This window comes from Acinetobacter sp. WA-87 (genome assembly GCF_039938935.1).
In the GTDB taxonomy this organism is placed as follows: domain Bacteria; phylum Pseudomonadota; class Gammaproteobacteria; order Pseudomonadales; family Moraxellaceae; genus Acinetobacter; species Acinetobacter seifertii.
On the sequence record NZ_JBDUVF010000001.1, the window covers coordinates 770,382 to 790,561 of the forward strand.

At 37.8% G+C, this 20,180-nt stretch carries 15 protein-coding genes and 1 pseudogene; 2 read left to right on the forward strand and 14 right to left on the reverse strand.

What is annotated here, in order from left to right; translation table 11 throughout:
• Positions 1-282 precede the first annotated feature (282 nt).
• Positions 283-1,758: a PLP-dependent aminotransferase family protein gene (locus tag ABFY81_RS03705; protein WP_347913065.1), complete on the reverse strand. Its 1,476-nt coding sequence runs from the start codon at positions 1,756-1,758 to the stop codon at positions 283-285.
• Positions 1,759-1,871: 113 nt separating this feature from the next.
• On the opposite strand from ABFY81_RS03705, the gene ABFY81_RS03710 reads away from it, so the two are divergent.
• The gene (locus ABFY81_RS03710) at positions 1,872-2,327 is read left to right on the forward strand and encodes a GNAT family N-acetyltransferase (protein WP_263613418.1); all 456 of its coding nucleotides are present in this window, start codon (positions 1,872-1,874) and stop codon (positions 2,325-2,327) included.
• A gap of 65 nt (positions 2,328-2,392) precedes the next feature.
• Here ABFY81_RS03710 and ABFY81_RS03715 read toward each other — a convergent pair whose 3' ends face one another.
• From ABFY81_RS03715 to ABFY81_RS03725, 3 genes and pseudogenes are all read right to left on the reverse strand, one after another.
• Positions 2,393-3,550: a crosslink repair DNA glycosylase YcaQ family protein gene (locus tag ABFY81_RS03715; RefSeq protein ID WP_347913066.1), complete on the reverse strand. Its 1,158-nt coding sequence runs from the start codon at positions 3,548-3,550 to the stop codon at positions 2,393-2,395.
• Positions 3,551-3,680: 130 nt separating this feature from the next.
• Positions 3,681-4,863 (reverse strand): annotated as a pseudogene (locus ABFY81_RS03720) (cyanate transporter).
• Positions 4,863-5,345, reverse strand: a complete 483-nt coding sequence (locus tag ABFY81_RS03725) for a nucleoside deaminase (protein ID WP_347913067.1) — start codon at positions 5,343-5,345, stop codon at positions 4,863-4,865. The pseudogene ABFY81_RS03720 and the gene ABFY81_RS03725 overlap by 1 nt, the downstream one beginning before the upstream one ends.
• A gap of 268 nt (positions 5,346-5,613) precedes the next feature.
• Between ABFY81_RS03725 and ABFY81_RS03730 the strand changes: the two genes are divergently transcribed.
• Complete coding sequence (locus tag ABFY81_RS03730) at positions 5,614-6,465, forward strand: LysR family transcriptional regulator (RefSeq protein ID WP_347913068.1); 852 nt, start codon at positions 5,614-5,616, stop codon at positions 6,463-6,465.
• A 4-nt stretch (positions 6,466-6,469) separates the two neighbouring features.
• Here the strand turns inward: ABFY81_RS03730 and ABFY81_RS03735 are convergent, their stop codons facing one another.
• From ABFY81_RS03735 to tssM, 10 genes are all read right to left on the reverse strand, one after another.
• Complete coding sequence (locus tag ABFY81_RS03735) at positions 6,470-7,423, reverse strand: M15 family metallopeptidase (RefSeq protein WP_019457589.1); 954 nt, start codon at positions 7,421-7,423, stop codon at positions 6,470-6,472.
• A 7-nt stretch (positions 7,424-7,430) separates the two neighbouring features.
• Positions 7,431-8,033, reverse strand: coding sequence for a hypothetical protein (locus ABFY81_RS03740; protein WP_347913070.1), 603 nt, complete (start codon positions 8,031-8,033; stop codon positions 7,431-7,433).
• Between the two features lie 12 nt (positions 8,034-8,045).
• Entirely contained in the window at positions 8,046-8,852 is an 807-nt protein-coding gene (icmH, locus tag ABFY81_RS03745; RefSeq protein WP_198071306.1) for a type IVB secretion system protein IcmH/DotU, read from the reverse strand.
• A 17-nt stretch (positions 8,853-8,869) separates the two neighbouring features.
• On the reverse strand, positions 8,870-10,234 hold the full coding sequence (gene tssK, locus ABFY81_RS03750) for a type VI secretion system baseplate subunit TssK (RefSeq protein WP_004702450.1): 1,365 nt from the start codon (positions 10,232-10,234) through the stop codon (positions 8,870-8,872).
• Positions 10,235-10,250: 16 nt separating this feature from the next.
• Positions 10,251-11,345: a type VI secretion system protein TssA gene (tssA, locus tag ABFY81_RS03755; RefSeq protein ID WP_347913071.1), complete on the reverse strand. Its 1,095-nt coding sequence runs from the start codon at positions 11,343-11,345 to the stop codon at positions 10,251-10,253.
• A 21-nt stretch (positions 11,346-11,366) separates the two neighbouring features.
• The gene (gene tssH, locus ABFY81_RS03760; protein WP_347913073.1) at positions 11,367-14,051 is read right to left on the reverse strand and encodes a type VI secretion system ATPase TssH; all 2,685 of its coding nucleotides are present in this window, start codon (positions 14,049-14,051) and stop codon (positions 11,367-11,369) included.
• 217 nt (positions 14,052-14,268) lie between these two features.
• A complete protein-coding gene (locus ABFY81_RS03765) occupies positions 14,269-14,532 on the reverse strand; it encodes a PAAR domain-containing protein (protein ID WP_002048345.1) in 264 nt (87 codons plus the stop codon).
• A gap of 16 nt (positions 14,533-14,548) precedes the next feature.
• Positions 14,549-15,316, reverse strand: a complete 768-nt coding sequence (locus ABFY81_RS03770) for an OmpA family protein (RefSeq protein WP_004702456.1) — start codon at positions 15,314-15,316, stop codon at positions 14,549-14,551.
• Between the two features lie 2 nt (positions 15,317-15,318).
• Complete coding sequence (gene tagF / locus ABFY81_RS03775) at positions 15,319-16,278, reverse strand: type VI secretion system-associated protein TagF (RefSeq protein WP_022574835.1); 960 nt, start codon at positions 16,276-16,278, stop codon at positions 15,319-15,321.
• A gap of 37 nt (positions 16,279-16,315) precedes the next feature.
• Positions 16,316-20,155: a type VI secretion system membrane subunit TssM gene (gene tssM / locus ABFY81_RS03780; RefSeq protein ID WP_288100338.1), complete on the reverse strand. Its 3,840-nt coding sequence runs from the start codon at positions 20,153-20,155 to the stop codon at positions 16,316-16,318.
• Between the last annotated feature and the right edge of the window lie 25 nt (positions 20,156-20,180).

A 20,180-nucleotide genomic window follows, 5' to 3' on the forward strand; every position in this document is an offset into this window, starting at 1 on the left:
ATATTTAATCTTATTAGTTTATTTATTTTGTTAACTTTTTAAATTTTCCATAAAAAGAGCCACATCTGGAGAATGTGGCTAAAAGGTGTACTTAGATGAGCTTTGATGTTTTTAGAATAATAAAGCTAGCTTAAAATAAGATTAATATTATTTTAAATTTAAAATATTTTCGCTATTTAGTTAAATTTCATAAAATTATTAAATTTTACTGAATAATTTACTTTATTTATTAAAAAGTAAAATTAACCAATCTTTCATATATAGTTTAAAAAACTCGCTATTTTATTTGTCTAAAATTAAAGCCAATTTCTTAATATTTTCTATAATTTCCTCAGGTTGATGCGCAGCATAGCCTAATAAAACAGCAGCCTTTTTCGGTGTTCGTTGACAATATCGAGATAGAGGCTGAACCGCCAAACCCAAAGCCGAACAATGTGTAATAAATTCTTGCTCAGTCCATGCGCCTTTTAACCAGCATATAAGATGAATGCCTGAGTCTGTGGGCTGAACATCAAGTATGTCTGGAAGATACTCCTTAATTACTTTAATTAGTGTCTGCTGGCGTTCATAGCACGCTTTTCGAACTTTTCGCACATGCCTAGCATAGTGACCTTGTTGTATAAATAGCGCTAAAGCAACTTGTTCTAAATATGAACTTCGCACGTCAGTATAATATTTAGCAGCACTAAAGGTTTCAATTAATGCCTCAGGTACGACCATGAAACCTAAGCGAAACTCCGGAAACATCATCTTGGTAAAAGTACCAGAGTAAATAACACGTTGCTGCTGATCCAAACCTTGTAGGGCTTGGATGGGGTGAGTGCCATAGCGGAATTCACTATTATAATCATCTTCAAAAATCCATTTTTCTGCTTTATTCGCCCAATCTAATAATGCAAAACGGCGAGTCAAACTTAAAGTTCCACCTAAAGGAAACTGATGTGATGGCGCAGTGTAAACAAGTTTGCTTTTTAAATAATGCTCTGTAATGTCAGAGACTTGCATACCCTCTTCATCACTCTCGATTAAATTGACCTGAGCTCCAAAACTTCGAAAAATATTAAAGGCTGCATCATAACCCGGCTCATCCAAACACACCTCATCATTTGTTTGAAGTAAGGCATAGGCAGTCAAATGAATGGCCTGCTGTGTTCCATTTACAATTATAATTTGCTGTTCATTACAATTCAGCCCACGGGTTGAGCGCACATATTCGCAAATTGCCTGACGCAGTGGTAAATAACCACGCGGGTCATGAAATTGACCCAGTTGATAATAAGATTGTCGCCAAGCTTGAGTTAATAGCTTTCCCCAAAGCTGATGTGGAAATAAATCTACACAACCTACCCCTACATGGAACATTTTTTTCTTTTGACTTGACGATGACTGCTCTCGCCATGAAGCCAATAACGCTTCTATATTCGGATTAATATTTAAGGTATGAGGCTTACTTGTTATCGTTTTTTTTGAACTTTCTTGGATATGTATGAGTTGATCTGGTACAACCTCGGCAACGTAAGTCCCTGAACTCGGTTTAGTAAATAAATATCCTTCATCGAGCAAACGTTCAAGAGCCGCCAATACGGAATTTCGTGAAATCGACATCATCTCTGCTAAAGCACGGCTTGAGGGTAATTTTGTTCCGGCAGTGAGTCTTCCATCTAAAATCGCATCACGTAAAGCTGAATATAGCCCATCTTTAATCTGGCCTTTTGGCAAAATCAAATGAGGAAAAGGCGCAGAAATTGAAGCAGCCATAACAAAACTGGTACTGTAGAAAATATCAAAAGTGTACCTTATAAAAATACCACTTTCAAAACTACACTTTAGTTGTCAATTTTCCATTACTTTAAAAATAGAGTGTGCTTTTTATGCAAAATCAAGAGATTAAAATTGTCCCTGTTCAACCACAAGACTATTCACAATGGGAAAACTATTGGCTTGCCTATCAAAATTTTTATCAGGTTAATTTACCTTCTCACGTCACAAAAATAACTTGGGAGCGTTTTTTTAATGAAAAAGAACCTGTGTATTGTGCTGTTGCCAAACAAGGTGAACATATTTTAGGAATTGTGCATTATGTTATTCATCGCTCAACATGGGCAGAGAATAATTACTGCTATTTAGAAGACCTTTATGTTTCACCTGAAGCTCGTGGACAACACATTGGTAAGCAACTTATCGAATATGTTCAGAAGCAAGCCATTGAACAAAACTGCAACCGTTTATATTGGCATACACAAGAGACCAATCATACAGCTCAAAAACTCTATGACTGGATTGCACAAAAACCAGGCGTTATTGAATACCGTATGTCTTTAACCTAACAAGTAAAAACACCAAAAGCCTTAATTCTTTTGGTGTTTTATTTTAAAACTAGAATAGTATTTATTTACTTCTTGCTGCGAATAAGCTTACTCACCTTGTCATTCACAGTTAAACATTGGTTAAATGCTGCGAAGCGTTTGAGTTCTTGATCTAACTCGAAAAAGAAATGCTCTTTATCTTTCACTTTTTTTTCTAAATGTAAGCTAATTACCTCTAATTCTTTCACACTCCGATGTGCTTTACAGTCAATTCGGCCGACCAACTCATCTTGATAAAGAATAGGTAAACAAAAATATCCAAATACCCGTTTGGCTGCTGGTACATAACATTCGATTCGATAATCAAACTCAAATAAAGAAGTTAAGCGGTCACGATGAATGAGCGAATTATCAAAAGGCGAAAGTATTTTTAAACCAAAATCCGTCTCCACTTTTTGTTCTATTGCAGCTACATCCACATACAGGGTTTGACCATCGGCAAGTTTAACCGCTGATACAACACCAGCATCAACCTGCTCTTTTAGCACAACACGCATAGCCTCTTTTAAATCATTTTTCTTTAAATGAACTAATTGCTTCCATGTGAAAGCCCCATGTGCTCGAAGCGTATTATTAAATAAATACTGCGCATATTCATAAAGCGTGGGCATTCTTAAATCAATATTTTCAGGCAAGCAACGCTCAGTCAAATCATAGACTTTTTCCATGCCGTTACGCTCACAAATCATCAGATCACCCTGCATATATAACTGCTCAAAAGCATGGCGACCCGGACCTGTATTCCACCAATTCCCTAAACTTTTTTTATTTTTCTTGTCAATATCACGTAGTCGAATTTTACCTTCGGCACGAACACGCGCCAATATTTCATTCATCAGGTGTTGATCACCTCTATTAAAATATCGGCTTTCCCCATTCTTAACCGACATCATGGCAGGTAAAGCATAGCGATAATCTTTTATAGGAAGATAAGACGCCGCATGGTACCAATATTCAAAAATCTGACGTTCACGAACCAAACTGTTTAAATGACTTAAATCGTACTCAGGCACTCGGCTCCACAATATATGGTGATGAGCACGTTCAACGACAGAGATGGTATCAATCTGCACATATCCTAAATGTTCAATCGCTTGTAAAGTTCCATCTACCCCTGTCGCAAATGGACTATTTTTTCCTAAGCCTTGTTTAAGTAAGGCAATTTTTTTCAAAGAAGACGTCATAAAAATCAAATATTGTTGTATTCATTTAAAATCTAAAAATTTAAGTATCATCCTATCATTATTCCTTAATGTTCTTTACATGCAAATCGTATTTCTTTAGATAGGTCATATTCTCAAATCACATCATATTTTATAGGCGAATTTTGCGATAACTTTTAGGTGCCAGCCTTACCACTAAAGCCATCACGAGCATCACACAACATAAATGAAAAATCCATCCCGCTTTATAAGCACCCGTAAAATCATGTAATGCCGCTACAAACCAAGGTGGTATTGCCGCAAGTAAAAAAACCACCACCTTGCATGAGTGCAGATAAAGCCCCTGCATTGCTAGGCTCTTCAAAATGGTCAAGCGCAACAATGAGTGTTAAAGCAAAACAGCCTCCCAAGCCAACGCCTAAACAAATTGCCCATAAAATAGAGGCAAGTTCAGGCACAAATGCAAGTCCAGAAAACCCAGCAAATTGCATGAATAGAGTAAACCATAGCCATGGACGGCGATCTTTATAGTCTCTAGCTAAAATAGGCAAAATTAGTGCCGATGCTGCTTGGCTTAAAGCAAGTAAAGCGAGCAATTTTCCACTTTGTCCACTACTCCAACCATGATCTTGAAATGAAGGTGCTAACCAAGCAACAACCGAGGAATAACCACCATTAACGAGCCCAAAGCACAGCATTAATAACCATGTTCTAGGTTTCTTAAGCAGCCTCTTGACAGGTGCTGGAGGTGCATTTGAAATTACGATAGAGGGTAAAAAAATAAATGTTGAGATTAATGCCAATACAGCTGGTATAGCAAAGAAAGCCAGTCCAACAGACCATAACCCCGTTATATTGGAGACCACAGGCGCTAACCATGCGCCTACTGCACCACCGCCCATAAGCATGGCTGAATAAAGGCCCATCATCGGTCCAATATATTGGCTGAACTCTCTTTTGATAATGCCAGGAAAAGCTGCTTGTATCAGCGCGACGCCTAAACCAATCACGACTGCACTGATAATTAAACCTTCAGATGTAGGAAATAAAAATCTAAGTATACATCCAATACAAATAGTCAGTAAGGAGCCCAAAACAACGCTACGTTCCCCAACCACGCTCTGTACGATTGGACCAACAAAGGCAATAATTCCCATCAGCATCATGGGTAATAAAGTGAGTAAAGCTATTCCTTGTAGACTTAACCCAGTTCCTGCCCGAATACTGGAGACTAATGGACCAATACTCGTCATAAAAGGTCTTAAATTAAGTCCAACCAAAGCGACTGTTACGATGAGCATGGGCCTAGCCAAGAAAGCTCCAGACTGCTTCATTACTCTGAGCCTGACTTATTGGGTTGATAACTTTGCCAAAGCACATAAAGATCGGTACGGTCTTCAAATCGAACGGGTACATATTCAATTTTCATAGTCTGCTCAGCAAATGGTTTTGCAAGATCAGCATATATTTCAGCTGTAGATAAACCAAAGGGTGTTCCGTCTTCATTAGAATACGCATAGTGAACTGCTTTGATACCTGCTAAATGCATTGCAGCCATACACATTGGGCATGGATGTCCACTTGCATACACAGAGCAGCCTTCTAAGTTTGCAGATCCTAAAACTTGACTAGCTGCACGAATTGCAAATAATTCAGCATGAGCCGTTGGATCATTGGTTGTCAAAATTTGATTTACACCCGAAGCAATCACTTGGCCATCTTTTACAATCACTGCGCCAAATGGCCTGCCACCCTTTTCAATATTGTGATAAGCAAGTTCAATGGCTTGGCGTAAAAACATTTGATTTTCTTTCATCCCTTATCCTCAACTACTTTGCACCTGCTAAAAGAAGTAACTTTTCAATTTCACAGTATTCGCTTGAACATGCATGCTGTAGCAACGATCAAATTGATCCATATATGAAACTTACTTATGAAAAATCTAAGTAAACTTTAAGAGCAGAACAATTTGGAACTAGAATAAGCGTGCCTAAAAGTATTTGGAAATTAAATTATTTAATCAATTGTATTAAGATTATAAATACTTAAGCATTCCGTTCTTTGCCTAGTTGGTGATAATTCTTATGTTTGACCCTCGTCTTCTTCGTGCATTTGTGACTATTTTTGAAAGTGGCAGTTTTACCGCCGCTGCTGATAAGTTACATCTGACACAATCAACGATTAGTCAGCAGTTGGCACGTCTTGAAGAATCTGTTGGTCATTCACTTATTGATCGCACATCACGACCTTTACAATTGACTGCCTCAGGTGAATATTTAATTGGTTATGCTCAAAGGATTTTGACACTTCAACAAGAAGCAGAGGCCGTTCTAAAAGATCCAGCAGGTAGTATTACTATTCGGATTGGCTTACCAGAAGATATGATGAGTACCGCTATGGCAGAAATTTTCGGCATGTTCGCACAAGCCCATCGGTCTATTCGTTTAGATGTTACTTCTGGCCTAAGCCGTAACCTAACAGAGCGTTATCGAAATGGTGAGCTGGATATTATTATTGTAAAAGAACCAGCCGCTAGTGCTGATTGTTATGCATCTTTTCCAGAAGAAATGGCGTGGTTTGAAAGTGAAAATACCACCACACCGATGTCCGATCCAATTCGTTTAGTAACTTTCCCCCAAGGAGGACTTTATCGAGACGAAATGTTTGAAACCTTAGAACGTGAACGAAGACGTTGGTATATTGCTTTTACAGGCAGTAGTTTAGAAAGTGTTTTAGTGAGTGTTGAAACGGGTTTAGGAATATCTTTACTCCCTGTAAGTACCACTATAGGTCGTCGTGTACGTAAATATAAGTCGTTAGGCAAAGCTTCACCTATGGTGGTTTCAATTTACACATGGGAAAAAGCTGGGTTGATTTCCCAGCTTGCTGATAAGATGACTACTTTATTGCACGATCGTTTCGAATCGCTCTCTTAAGCTTTTAACTTATTTCATTTAAGCTTTCAGCAATTAATTTTTCCGCCATTTCCTGAGTTTTCCTCAAACCAGGCATTCTATATTCCGTATGACCATAGTCTTGTATAGATTTCCAGCGCCCCCCCCATGTCAGTCCAACTGACTCTGCAACTTGCCCATACAGTCGGTACCCCTGCATAGCCCATGGATCACGTTCAGAAATAACAACTTTACCATTTCGTTTAAATGCTACATCTGCCGCTAAACCAAATTGATGATAACTTTGATACCCTTTTGCCTTGGTGGTATTCGGGTTGCCTGCCAACATATTTTGGCGGCCTGGGCTGCGATAACCTTCAAGCAAAACAAGTTCATAACCATATTGCTCTTTCATAATTTTAAAGACCATGAGTAAACGCTGCTTATAGCGTGGGTTCATTTTGTCCCACTTACGGTTGACCATGTTGGTATCTAAAATTGCACGACCATCGAAACTTGCTTTATCAATAGGTGAAGAATTAATTGCACCACTGTCTTGAGAAGCATATTGCTGTTCTAATTGCGTCGCTTCAACAATTGCCGCTTCAATCAGACCTTCATCAACTTCAGGCGGTGGTGATAAGATTTCTCCATTTAATAACGCATAAATTTGCGGATCAGTTTTTTTCAAATATTCGGCTTCAATCCGAGTTGAGCTAATTGGGCGAGTAAAGGCAAAAACTAAAATACTGGCAAATAAAAAAAATCCTGCAATTACAATCCACCATTGTTGCAAATGCCAATGAGATTGTAATTTTTCAGGTGCAGCTGCCTGATTCATGGTTTGGGCAAATTGCCGTACTTGATTCAGTTGTCGACGCCCTTGAGGTAATAAAGATAGAACAAATGTTCTACCCTTACTTCTGAGTTCGTAAGACATTAAAAATGCCAGCCCTATAGCAAGGCAGGCAAAACAAAAGAAAATTAGAAAAATCATCATGAATTTACTAATTCACCGCAAACGGGCTGCGAGTCACTTTGATATCAACCGATGCTTTTGGTGTTTCCGCCTCAGCTTCTGGCTCAGCTGGAGCTTGCTTAGCTTCAACAGGTTTAGCTTGAACTACCTTAGGTTGAGCGATAGGTTTTTGCTGAGCTGGGTGTATGGGTTGAGTTGGCTTAGCCACAACTTGTTGCTTAGGTGCTACCCGTTCACCTGTTAACTGTGCATCAAAAGGTGAAACACGTTGCTGAGTTGTTGGAGCCACATTTTTATGAGGAGCAGGTTTAAAAATACCACTCAGTTCATTTTCTTTAGGTTGTTCAAAACCATCATGGCTCATTGGATCAGTTTGTTCTTGCTGACCATTTGTAGCTTGCTCATGTGTAGAGGAGCTCGTCATTAATACTGGATCACGTTCTTGATCTTGAGTTGATTTATTCTCAACAATTGTAGGTTCTGACGAATACGGTTGAGACAAGAACAGGAACAGTGAGATGCTTACAAACACCCCTGCAATAATACCAATGATGATATAGATTACTGGTGATCTCGACTTTTTTTTATTCGATTGCAAAACTCGAATAGAAGTTGGTTTTTCCTGAGCCATTTCGTTCCATCATCAAGGTAAATAAATTGTAATATGTGCCTGCTCTTGTGGGGCAGAAATCACATTTTGATAGCTAGATAATGCTTTATCATTTTGATTATTGAGCATAAATCTTAGACCCGCGAAAGTAAGTAATGCAAAAATCAACAAGAAAATCAAAATCCAGAAAAAAGGTAATTCGCGATGAATAATATTTCGTATCTGATCTGGAATTGCCGAGAACGGCGAAAAAGCAACTTTTTTACCTTTTAAATAATCAATTTCGTCGCCTACTCGTGCAACCAAATGATTTAAGCTTTCGATAGACTCAATTCGATATTTACCCTGAAAACCTAATAATAGACAGTAATGAAATACTTCAAGAGCAGCTAAACGGTCTTTTCCACGGCTTCGCAATTGTTCTAATATTTCGAAGAACTGATAACCCGCCAATTGAGAACCAAATAAGCTCAATTGCAACGGGCTAATCAACCAAGCATTTTGCAAATTAAAATAGCTTGGGTCTTGTTGGGTCACGATTGTTTCATCAATCAATGCACAAAATGCATATTTAGCATCATGAATATCATCTGCTGAAAACTGCAACTTTTTAGCTTGTTGTTCAAATCTATTAAGCAAATCTAAAATCTTTTCACGAAACCGCTGTGGGTCAGCTGGCACATACTGATTTCGAATCAAAAAGATTAAATAAAAACCATCGTGCAATAAATCGATCAGATTAATTACCTGCAGTTTTGCTTGGGACTGACTATTGTTATTTCCCCCAGTCCCGATTTGCCCATCATCAAATAAAGAAGGAGCACCTGTAGATTGTGACATTTTTCTCTCCTTTATCTTTAAGCGTTCATGACCGCAATCAGCTCAATACTGATATCTTGGAAGCCAGCTGGAACGTAAATACAAATCGTCTCTGAATCTAGCATGCGCTGATAGAGTTCATGATGTGGTTCGATTTCGAAATAACTCACGCCAGAACGTACCGGAATAGCCGTTGGAACTTGAATTAAGTGGTGTAATGGAATGGCCGGCAATGCTGCAACAACACGCTGCTCAACATCCAGCGTACTACCGATTTTAAATCGTAGAGGTACAATCTGAATCAACTCGTGAGTCTGCATTGCACTACTTGATACGGCTATATAAAGTCTTGTGTCACGAGTAATCTTATCTGTCTCAAGACTTCCCACCCAATATGAAGGTCGAATTTCTTTAAGTGCAATACTGATATAACGACTAGAAATAATGGTGTCTAATAAATCACGCAAAATGGTGTCGAGCTGGGTGAAGCTTTCTTGCAAATTGTGATGTTTATATGCAGGTAACTGATCGACTTCATAAGCTGTCGAAAAAGTTAATAATGAGCCTGCTAAACGCAATAATTCAAAAAACAATCGTTCTGGATGAATTTGCGGATATTGTAAGAAATGGTTCAGACCAGCATGTGCAGTATTTAAAGCATTGACCAACCAAAACGAAACGATATCACCTGAACGGAATTCAATTAATTTCTGTTCATTTTCTCGGTTGTTGGTTTGAATGGTTTTAATTTTTGCCTTAATAACGTTCAATGTTCTTTTTAAATTCGAAACCAATGTTTCAGATGCATCGACATGCAAAATAGGTGGAATAAATTTGCGGTCAATTTCAAAAGCACCTGAACTCTGACGTTTGATTTTACCTATTGGCAAATAGAGGAAACCATCCAAATTATGATCAGGATTGCTGTTTGCATCTAATAATTTAAACACAGCTCGACGGCGTAACAAGCTGATATCAGCTTCTGTCGCATTTGTGAAAAGATCATGAGTCTCCACAAGATGCGATTGATAACGTCCCTTCTGTGATTGGTTTTGATCGATTAAATTTTGTTTATTGGCTTGTAATAATGGTAATGCCAAATAAATGACCATCTCACCACGTAAATTAAGCTCATCAAGCAAAATTGGTTCAGGTAATAAGTCATAAGCCGGTGCTTGGTATATTTCACCGTCTTGCCAAATCATTTCTACCGACTCAAGCGCAAGAATATGCGTACTAAGCTGTGCTTCATCAAAACTGAGTTTTTGAACACCATATGAAAATGGTACAACAGCGCGAACGGTGTGATTTAAGCGTTGTTCATGATAAGTATCTTGAATTTGGAAATGTTGAGGTCTTAAAAATAAACCTTCGCCCCACAGGACTTTTTCAGCTTTAAACATATGTCTTTACCAATCTTTATTCATATTCATTTTTAGGCTGTACACCTAACATTTCCTGAACCATTTGTAATGGATTTTCATCTTTAATGACTTGTGCCAACCATTCATGTAATGGCATTTGACTCCATTTAATGGTCTTTTGAAGCATATAACTCACAGGGCTATGTGGCTCATTGGCCTGAAAATAATCGGCTATTTCTTGTAGCACTTTCATTGCTTGCTCACGGTTAGCCAAGTGAGTTTGTGCTTGGGGCTGAAACATAGGCTGCTCCGATACGATTTGTACAGGCACTTGATTTCCCATAGATGGAGTCATGATCACAGCGGCCTGTTCTTGGGTTTGGGCAAGCCCAGCACCAAAAGCCTCTGCTTTATAAATCTTGCGTAAAGTGCTGTGAATTGTTTCAAATGCAGAATCAATTGAAGCAAAACTTGGTGCATCCAATCCCATTAAATGATCAAGCGTCTGCTTTAAGACATTCCATTCAGTTAAAACTGAAGTAAATTCTTGATAATTTGAATATTGAAAGGTTTTAGACGTATTAAAGATCGCTTGATCAAATTGTTCCAATTCAGATGGGCCTGATTGGCTGTCGTAATCTTCAGTTTGCTTACGACGAATGTTCTCGTGATATAGAAAATTATCGTAATCAAGCAAATTGTAATAAGGCACTGTGTTAGTTAAAGAGACTTTCTTCAACAAACCAGGCAACTGATTAATTAAACCTTGTAATAAACCAATACGTTGGTCCAAATCATCATCTTCAATAATTGGATGAATATCCTGCCAGTACTGGTTCAGCATGGTATGGGTTAAGGTTAAACCCTTTACCATACCTTCAAAGCCGTGTAGATGATTCCAGGCTTCTATTAACCATGTTAATAGACGGATATCTTTGGTTTTTTCTGTGAGCAAAGTGCTTACGCTCTTTGCAACAAAATCCCAGTCTGCCTGTTTCCGCTCAGCAACCCAATCCCCCTGATCTAATAGTAGATCGTCCTCTGTTCTTGCTTTCTTTATTTCGTGAAATTCATTAGAAAATGAATAATCCTCTCCACAAAGTAAGCTGTCATTAATGGGTTTAAGCAGTTCAGAAATATCAATACTCATCTAATTTTGGCTCTATTAATTTTAAACTTCTGATTTCAACTTTTTACTAGTCCGTCTTTTAGCAGGCTTCGCCACTGGATCTAATAAATATTGGATTTCATCATCTTTCGCATCAATCATGATCACTTTCGGCAATTTTTGATCTGCTAGCGCTACCAAAATTTCAGTTGCCAAAGCAGGTAAAACTGTCGAATTTAAGATGTTATCGACATTACGGGCGCCACTATCCACTTCAGTACAACGGCTGAGTAGCAACTCAACCAAGTCATCTGAATATTGGACTTCTGTTCCATATTGTTTTTCAATTCGTGCGGTAATTTTGCCCAATTTATGTTTAATAATTCGAACCAATAAATCGTCATGCAACGGGAAATATGGCACAACTCTCATACGCCCTAAAAAGGCTGGTTTAAATTGTTTATATAAACTTGGTTTTAAGTGTTCGATTAATTCTTCTGCTGTAGGCCATTCTTCAACAGGCTGATTTAAACACGCCTGCATAATTGCACTTGAACCGGCATTTGAAGTTAATAAAATGGTCGTGTTTTTAAAATCAATAACGCGACCTTCACCATCTTCTAAAGTACCTTTATCAAATACTTGGTAGAACAGCTCTTGTACATCGCTATGTGCTTTTTCAATTTCGTCGAGTAGTACAACACTATAAGGATTACGGCGTACTGCTTCGGTTAACACACCACCTTGACCATAGCCCACATATCCTGGAGGTGCACCTTTAAGTGAAGATACCGTATGTGCTTCTTGATATTCAGACATATTGATCGTGATTAAATGCTGCTCACCGCCATATAGCTCATTTGCTAAGGTAATTGCGGTTTCAGTCTTACCCACCCCGCTAGGGCCAACTAAAAGGAATACACCTTGAGGTTTATTTGGATCTTCTAATTTAGCCTTTGATGTTTTAATACCCTGAACCAATTGTGTAAGTGCATAATCTTGGCCCATTACACGCTCGCCCAATTTATCTTCAAGCGTTAAAATTTGCTTAATTTCATCATTTACCATTTTCCCAACAGGAATACCGGTCCAATCAGAAATAATTTCATTAATAATTTGAGAATTTACGCGCTCAAAAACTAATGGCTGTTGACCTTGAAGACCAGCAAGGTCTTTGCGCATTAAATTAATCTGATCGTAGGCTTCAGACTCATTAGAATGGCTTTGCGCTTCTAATTCCTGAATTTTACGAACTAGCTCTAATTCTTTTTGCCATTGTTCTTGAGTCTCTTGAATCTCATTTTGTAAAGACTCTAAATGATTTTTCAGGTTCTCTAATCGTTCATGATGTATTGGAATCTGACGATGTTCATTTTCCAAAATCTGTTGCTCAAGCTTTAAATTATGTTCTTGTGCCTTCAATTGATCAAGTTTGACTGGCTGTGCATTTTGGGTCAACGCTACACGTGCTGCCGCAGTATCAAGAACACTTACTGCTTTATCCGGGAGTTGACGACCACTGATATAGCGATGAGAAGCATGTACAGCTGTGATAATTGCTTCATCATCAATTTGTAAATTAAAGTGCTTCTGCATTACTGGAATCATTGCACGAAGCATATCAACAGCAACTTCTTCGGTCGGCTCTTCAACCTTTACGACCTGAAAACGACGGCTTAAGGCAGCATCTTTTTCAAAATACTGTTTATATTCAGCCCATGTTGTTGCAGCAATCGTTCGTAGCTCACCACGTGCAAGAGCAGGTTTTAAAAGGTTAGCAGCATCGTTTTGCCCTGCTTGACCACCTGCACCAATAAGCGTATGTGCTTCATCAATAAATAAAATAATAGGATGAGCCGAAGCCTGAACTTCCTGAATCACTTGTTTTAAACGGTTTTCAAACTCACCTTTAACACTTGCACCTGCTTGTAAAAGGCCCATATCTAAAACATGCAAATGTACATTTTTTAAAGCTTCAGGCACTAAACCTTGAGCAATTTTTAAAGCTAGCCCTTCAACTACAGCTGTTTTACCTACACCTGGTTCGCCAGTTAAAATCGGATTGTTTTGGCGTCTACGCATTAAAATATCGAGCATTAAACGAATTTCAAATTCACGCCCAATAACAGGATCAATTCCACCATTCTTCGCTTTTTCAGTTAAATTAATCGTATATTGATCTAAAGCTGGTGTTTTTTGAGTTTTTACAGCTGGAGTAGCGACTTGTTCTAACTCATTTTCTTCTTGTGAAGAGGTTTTAGTTTCTTCTTGTTGTTCTACGCTCTTTTCACAAATCTCAAGAAACTTATGTTTCATCGAATCTATAGGTAAAAGATCAAATAAACTCGAAGCTCTTGTTGCGATTTGATATAAATCTGGTGCAGTTAATACTGCAACCAATAAGTGACCACTACGAATGACAGGGTTTTGTTCTGCTGAAGCCAGTAACCAAGCTTGCTCAAATAAACGCACAATTGATTTGGCAAAAATTGGAGTACGTGTATTCCCTTTTGGTAATTGAGAGATTGTCTCTTTTAAATCATCTGCCAAGGCATCAGCTGAGATTTTATATTTTTTTAATAAAATTTTTAAATCATTTTCTAAAGGCTGATTAAGTAGCTCTAAAAATAAATGTTCAATTTCAATTTCGTAGTTTTGCTGAAGAACACAAGCATTAGCTGATTTTTCTAAAGCAGTGCGCGCAACTGTAGAAAGTTTTGTAATTAAAATTTTTAAACTACTCATCATTACTCTCAATATTTTTAAATAATTTAATACTTAAAATCATAATGCCCGTATATTACCAAAATTTAGCTTTATCCGACAAATAACCTAGCATCATAATCATTAATATGATTTGTTCGATTTCTTATCTCTATATAAAAAATCTAATACCATTAAGAACATTTAATTAGTACATATATCTTTTCAAGTTAATAGTTTAAGTGAAAAGATATATCCTCTGCTATCCTTGATTAACCAAACTTTGTTTCGGTAATAATTTACAACCACAAGATAATGAATCATTTACTCTTGCTGCTGATTTTCCCATGACCTGCATATTTGGATCTCCAGAAACAATCGTAGAAACCGTTTTATGCGCCGGACAAGTTGCTTTATCACCTACACACGCAATTGCAATTCCATCTATTAAAAATGCACTATTACCAGAAATGACTTGCCCTCCACCTGTCGTTGGGCAACCAATCGTAATATAAGGGCTAGCCATATTCTTCTCCTTATGTTTATAAAACGGTAAACTCAATTCGACGGTTTTTCTTTCTTCCTTCTGGAGAGGTATTATCCGCTACAGGTTTAGAAGAACCCAATCCTTCTGCAGATAAATGATCAGCAGGAATGTTTTTACTCACCAAATAATTTTTAACTGCTAATGCACGGTCCTGACTGAGTTTCAAGTTTTTAGTCGCATCTCCAGAACTATCGGTATGTCCTACAATTTTGACTTTTTTACCGCCAACTTTATTTAAAGCAACTGCCATTTCATCAAGAATTTTTTGGCCAGCATCTGTGAGCACGGCACTACCAGATTCAAATTCAATAATTCGATTTTTCAAAGCATCATCAATGACTTTCTGCTCTGCCTGATTTACAGAAAGCTGTGAAAATAATTGATATGGTGGTTGTACTAAACCCTGAAATATCTGAATAGTTGGTTGTATTTCTGTAGGATTTAGCATTTTTCCAGTCAGTTCAAATCGCGTACCGTTAACGCTTAATTTACCCTGAGAAACTTTTTTAAGATCTGGTGTAATCACTCTTGTTACAGAATCACTCCAGCCATTTGGAGCTGCTACTGGTCGAACTTGTATTTTATCTACCACTTGGTCTGCACCATAAACAGACTGCATTTTCATTAAAATAGCCTGTTTACTCGCTTCATTTGGCACGACACCTTCAACAACAATTGGCTGTGCTAAAGCATAATTTGCAATCGCATAAATAAAACAGCCTTTTATTAATTGTGAAAGTTTAATTTGATATTTTTGATTCATTGTTATTCACCCAAAAAAGTCTGTCTAAATAGTTTTAAACCTTGATTTAAACTTAATTGGCGTTGGCATAAAGATTGTTCTAGCGTAGCTAAACCAGCATTTTGTTCCAAATAAGTATCAATCCATTGAGCTTCTATTAAAGAAACCCAATGTTTACTATCCATATTCTGAGTAAAAATATCGCTAAGAGCTAAAATATCCGCACCCTGAAAACCAAAGAATAATACTGGCTGCTCTCGATGTAACAATCCAATCAAGACTTCAGTATTATGTTGTTTTAAAAAACGACAAATGATACTGACCCAGAATGCTGCTATTTCATAACAATAAGCAGGATTATTAATCGGCAAAATCAGCACTTTATTTAAGCGACTGGTTCCATTTTGTAAAATTGGCTGCAGTAATAATCCTAGCCCAATCATACTTTGAGCTAATTCATAAATACTCAGCTTCATTAACTGAGCAAATGAGTGCATTGTATGGTTTTCATAAAAACCGATACATTCACGTTCAGATAAGACTTGAATTTGATTTGGTAAATGATTGAGCTTACCAAATAATAAGTCAGAATCTTTAATACCTCTTAAAGCACGATTATTTTGAAATAAATCGACTAAAACATGCTTATAACTATAAGGTGCATATAATAAATTTTCGTATGGTAAATCAATCTCAAGTAAATGACTGAGTACCATTGGAAAAGCTCGACCTGAACTGTCTTCGCTCGCCAGTAAATTTGCAGCTAAAAACATATTCTCTTGTGGATTTGCAATAAAGAAGTCCAATGGAGGCAACGTACCATATGCCTCTTTGAACGTAGTAGATTGCATTGCATACTCCAGTGCTTCTGTAATCCACTGGTCAAGCACCTGTATTAAGGCATATTGCCCCTTTGTTTTTAAGAAATCACCGCGCGCCGGACTTTTCCCGTAATACAGAGGAGTTGTTTTTAATGTATGCATTAGACCTCCTCCTTTAATGTTGAGGTTATTTTCCCTGTCATGGCTTAACTCCCGCAGCTGGTTGAGTTGCAGCAGGTTGTGTTAATGCAGCAACGGGATTTGCAGGTTTCGTAGGAGCAGCAGCCTGAGCTGGTGCTTGCTGCGCCGATACAACACGGGCAGCTTTATCAGCAGTAACTTTGTCAACCAATTGCATACCAGAGTAACCGCGACTTGAACCAATACTGCCTGAGTTACTACTAATAAGACGGAAGTTCATTTTCACAAACAATGATGGATCCGTCTTACTGCGCCAAAGCATTTCAAACCCACCGTTCTGCTCTTTACGCTGTGCACTATCAATTAAGCGGTTAATACCATATTCACCTGGTTCATCAAAAATCGTATGCGTTTGACCTTGTAAATCTACAGCTGTAATACGCGCACCAGGAATACTGCCTTGATTTGGCCAAATAAAGTTAACCCATTGCTGTACACCATTTTCATAAGTCATACGCTGACCATCAATATCAACGGTATATGAAAGCAATTGAGGGTTTTGGATTGGGTAGAACTGGAAGTTAGACTGATTGGTTGCCGGAGCCGCTGGTGCTTGACTATTTAATTCCCCAGTTGCCATACCATTTGTAGGTGCAACATAGCGTTGGAAATTCATCACAAATTGCGGATTTAAACTAATACCCAAATCTTTCCATGTTTTTGAAGTTAAGGTATAGCCACGACGAATAACAAATGGGTCTAAGCTCTCTTTAACAAAACGGGAAATGCTACCGTTTTCACCAAGAATTTGACCAATTTCACTGCTTGTTGCTTGTAAAGAAGCAGATGAGTTAAATGGATATTTCTTAGCAAGATTTGTAGTAAATGGCTGATACGCTTGCATAACCCAAAGTTTATTAATTTCATCTTGTGTAGGTGTAATTAAACTTTCAAAGGCTTGTGTAAGAGGACTTACCACTAATTTTTGTAAAAGTTGCTGATCAATTTCACTGAAACCAACCGCCATTTTTTCATCTACAATTTTTTGAGTCTGGTTAAATACCGATGTCTGCTCATTTAGGGTTTGCTTAACCAATGTCATTGCACTTGGTCCAACCTCACCCGCATTTTTAAGTTCATTAAACTTACTACGTACTAAAGCAAGATTCGTCATATATTCATCAAGTAAAGATTTACCTTGTTGATCATCACGCTTACGAACCAACTGATAGAACATTTGATATTCTTGAGAAATAGCACCTTGAGCATTAGCAACTGCTTGGTTAGCTAATTGTTTATCATCACGGTTTAAGACCTTACGTTTAAACCATGCAACAAATCCTTTTTGAGGTGCAGCTAACTCTGCCTGAACAACTGGATTATCCCAATTTGTTTCAATAGCTACACGTTCAATAAGCGTACGAATTGGCGAATTTTGTGGCTCACCTAATACATCAATGTTTTTGACTTGCTGAGCAAATTGATTTGCTTTTGCATAGTGAATACCACTTAAGAATTTTCTCCATTCCGCGATATATTCTTGCTTATAAAGTGCTGTGAGCTGCTTTCTAATTTGCTCTGGGCTACCCGAGAAAGTTAAGTCATCAGATTGACGGCTATTAAGCACCCAGTCCTTACTATCTGTAGGCTTATCTGCTGCCTCCTCGATAGCTTTTTCTACATAGTCATTCCAAGCTTTTTGAGTAAATACACCTGGTAAGGCATAGCTGCCCAATACAACATTTTTATTGGCCTCACCAACAATTTGACTTACTGTCAAAGCTGGGAAGCGAACAGCAGCACGCATTTTAATTTCGTTATAAACGCGATCACGTGCTGGCATACCTCTAATCACAGAGAGCAAGACTTGACGTGTCTGATCAACTAATTGAGAGTCAGCATCCAAAATCGGGAATTGCTTGTCATTTGCTAATGTCATTGCATACGATAAGATCTGTTCAGCTTCCTGAATCATATCTGCACGTGGCATTTGCCCTTTATTGGCATCCAGCCAAGAACGCCAGAAACGCGTTACCTGATCGCTTAAGTGACTTGCATCCATATATTGTGGATTACTCATCATCAAATATGCTTTCAATGCATTATAAGCATCTTGTGGATTGGTATCTGACGGCTCTAAATATTGCTGAGTTTGAGCAGTTTGCTTAATCTCAACATTAGTATGATTAGCTTTTAAAGTCGCTTCGTTATTTTTTACACGTTGCAAATACTGAGCAATATTTTGCTGAGTAGGTGTTAAAACAATTTGTTTAACGCCTTTTAAATATTCAGCTTTTAATTTTTCACGTAACTCATTGCCTTGATATAAACCAAAGCTAAATTTTAGAGGTCTATTTTCATCAAACTCGTCTAATTGTTGTAGACGTCTTTGCAAGATAAGCAAGGCTTCCAATTGAGTCGACAACTGCTGACTTGAACCCTTCTCTAACTGAACAACTTTATTTAAATCAGCTTGAACTTCAGAAATAAGCTGTTGGTTATTGCGATACGACCAAACCCATACTCCCAGAATAATTGAAACACCCGCTAAAGCACCTATAAATGCAATGTAGCGTTGACGTTTTCTGCCTGTATTAACATGCTGTTTAACTAAATCTTTATCTTTTAAAATGACTTCTGAAAATAGGCCTTTTAAGAAATAACCATGGTTAGGCGTTGTTTTTAATTGATCTCTTACTTCATTTTGAGCAATTTGAGAAAGCTGAAATTCTTGTGCAATTTGCTCAGTCATTGGACTTTCTATTACACCTTCTTGCAAGGCACTTGTGAAATAGAAACCACGGAAAACTGGCTGGAACTGGTAAGGATTGTCTTCAAACAATGTAGCAATAAAACTTTTGAGTGCAGGTTTTAATGTTTTAAATTCTAATGGGAAAGTCATCACACTCGGTGAGATATTTTGAGAGTGTCGACGGCTAAGGTGAGTTGAACTTACCCCTTTTAAACCGTCATACAGAATAGTGTAATGTTTCTCAAAAAGATCTACCGCATTATGAGAAGAATTCTGCTCATATGGCAGTGTTGCACCCCATGCCTGATTATATTCTTGTACTTCATAGAACTCGAAAAATTCGGTAAAACCCGCAATCAAATCCATTTTTGAAAAGACTAAATAAACAGGCACTACAACTTCTAAACGCTCGGTTAAATCCTGAATACGAGCACGTAAATTTTTAGCAAGTTTCAATGAGTGTTCAGGGCTTTGGCTCACCAGTTCAGCAATACTTACAATAAGAATTAAGCCATTTACCGGAGCTTTAGAACGGTTCTTCTTTAATATATTTAAAAAACCCAACCACTCTGAATGATCTTCACTATATACCGAATAACGACCAGCCGTATCTAATAAAATACCCTCTGTAGAAAAGAACCAGTCACAATTACGGGTACCACTTAAACCAGCCGAAACCATTTTTTGATGGGTTTCTTCAAAAGGGAACTTTAAACCAGAATTATAGATCGCGGAACTTTTACCAGCAGCTGGGTTACCAATAACCATATACCACGGCAATTCATATAGTGCTGCATTACCCTTCTTATCGCCTAACTTTGACTTACGAATCAATTGAATAGATTCTTTCATTTGTTGGCTGATAAGTTGCAGTTCTTCTTTATCTTTATTTTTACCGTACTCTGCTTGAGTATCTTTTTCAATCGCTTCAGCAAGCTCTTCACCTTGAACTGCATGCTTCTTGCGCTGAATTAGCCAATAAATTCCATAAACAATGAGCCCTAAAGCATATGCAGATGCTAAAGCCCAAAATATATGGCGAGGAATTGAAGTATAGGAAGACATCAATGCCACGAACAATGACAAGGCGATAATTGCTTTAGGATTCGTGATGTACTGCCACAAGTAGCCTAAAATTGTATGCATTCTATTCTCGTTCTAAGTTCAAAGT

Coding starts and splice junctions, on each gene's coding strand:
- ABFY81_RS03740 (WP_347913070.1), bottom strand. CDS start 8,033: ATGGCTCAGGAAAAACCAACTTCTATTCGAGTTTTGCAATCGAATAAA.
- ABFY81_RS03765 (WP_002048345.1), bottom strand. CDS start 14,532: ATGGCTAGCCCTTATATTACGATTGGTTGCCCAACGACAGGTGGAGGG.
- ABFY81_RS03730 (WP_347913068.1), top strand. CDS start 5,614: ATGTTTGACCCTCGTCTTCTTCGTGCATTTGTGACTATTTTTGAAAGT.
- ABFY81_RS03770 (WP_004702456.1), bottom strand. CDS start 15,316: ATGAATCAAAAATATCAAATTAAACTTTCACAATTAATAAAAGGCTGT.
- icmH (WP_198071306.1), bottom strand. CDS start 8,852: ATGTCACAATCTACAGGTGCTCCTTCTTTATTTGATGATGGGCAAATC.
- tssA (WP_347913071.1), bottom strand. CDS start 11,345: ATGAGTATTGATATTTCTGAACTGCTTAAACCCATTAATGACAGCTTA.
- ABFY81_RS03710 (WP_263613418.1), top strand. CDS start 1,872: ATGCAAAATCAAGAGATTAAAATTGTCCCTGTTCAACCACAAGACTAT.
- tssH (WP_347913073.1), bottom strand. CDS start 14,051: ATGATGAGTAGTTTAAAAATTTTAATTACAAAACTTTCTACAGTTGCG.
- tssM (WP_288100338.1), bottom strand. CDS start 20,155: ATGCATACAATTTTAGGCTACTTGTGGCAGTACATCACGAATCCTAAA.
- ABFY81_RS03725 (WP_347913067.1), bottom strand. CDS start 5,345: ATGAAAGAAAATCAAATGTTTTTACGCCAAGCCATTGAACTTGCTTAT.
- ABFY81_RS03705 (WP_347913065.1), bottom strand. CDS start 1,758: ATGGCTGCTTCAATTTCTGCGCCTTTTCCTCATTTGATTTTGCCAAAA.
- ABFY81_RS03715 (WP_347913066.1), bottom strand. CDS start 3,550: ATGACGTCTTCTTTGAAAAAAATTGCCTTACTTAAACAAGGCTTAGGA.
- tagF (WP_022574835.1), bottom strand. CDS start 16,278: ATGCATACATTAAAAACAACTCCTCTGTATTACGGGAAAAGTCCGGCG.
- tssK (WP_004702450.1), bottom strand. CDS start 10,234: ATGTTTAAAGCTGAAAAAGTCCTGTGGGGCGAAGGTTTATTTTTAAGA.
- ABFY81_RS03735 (WP_019457589.1), bottom strand. CDS start 7,423: ATGATGATTTTTCTAATTTTCTTTTGTTTTGCCTGCCTTGCTATAGGG.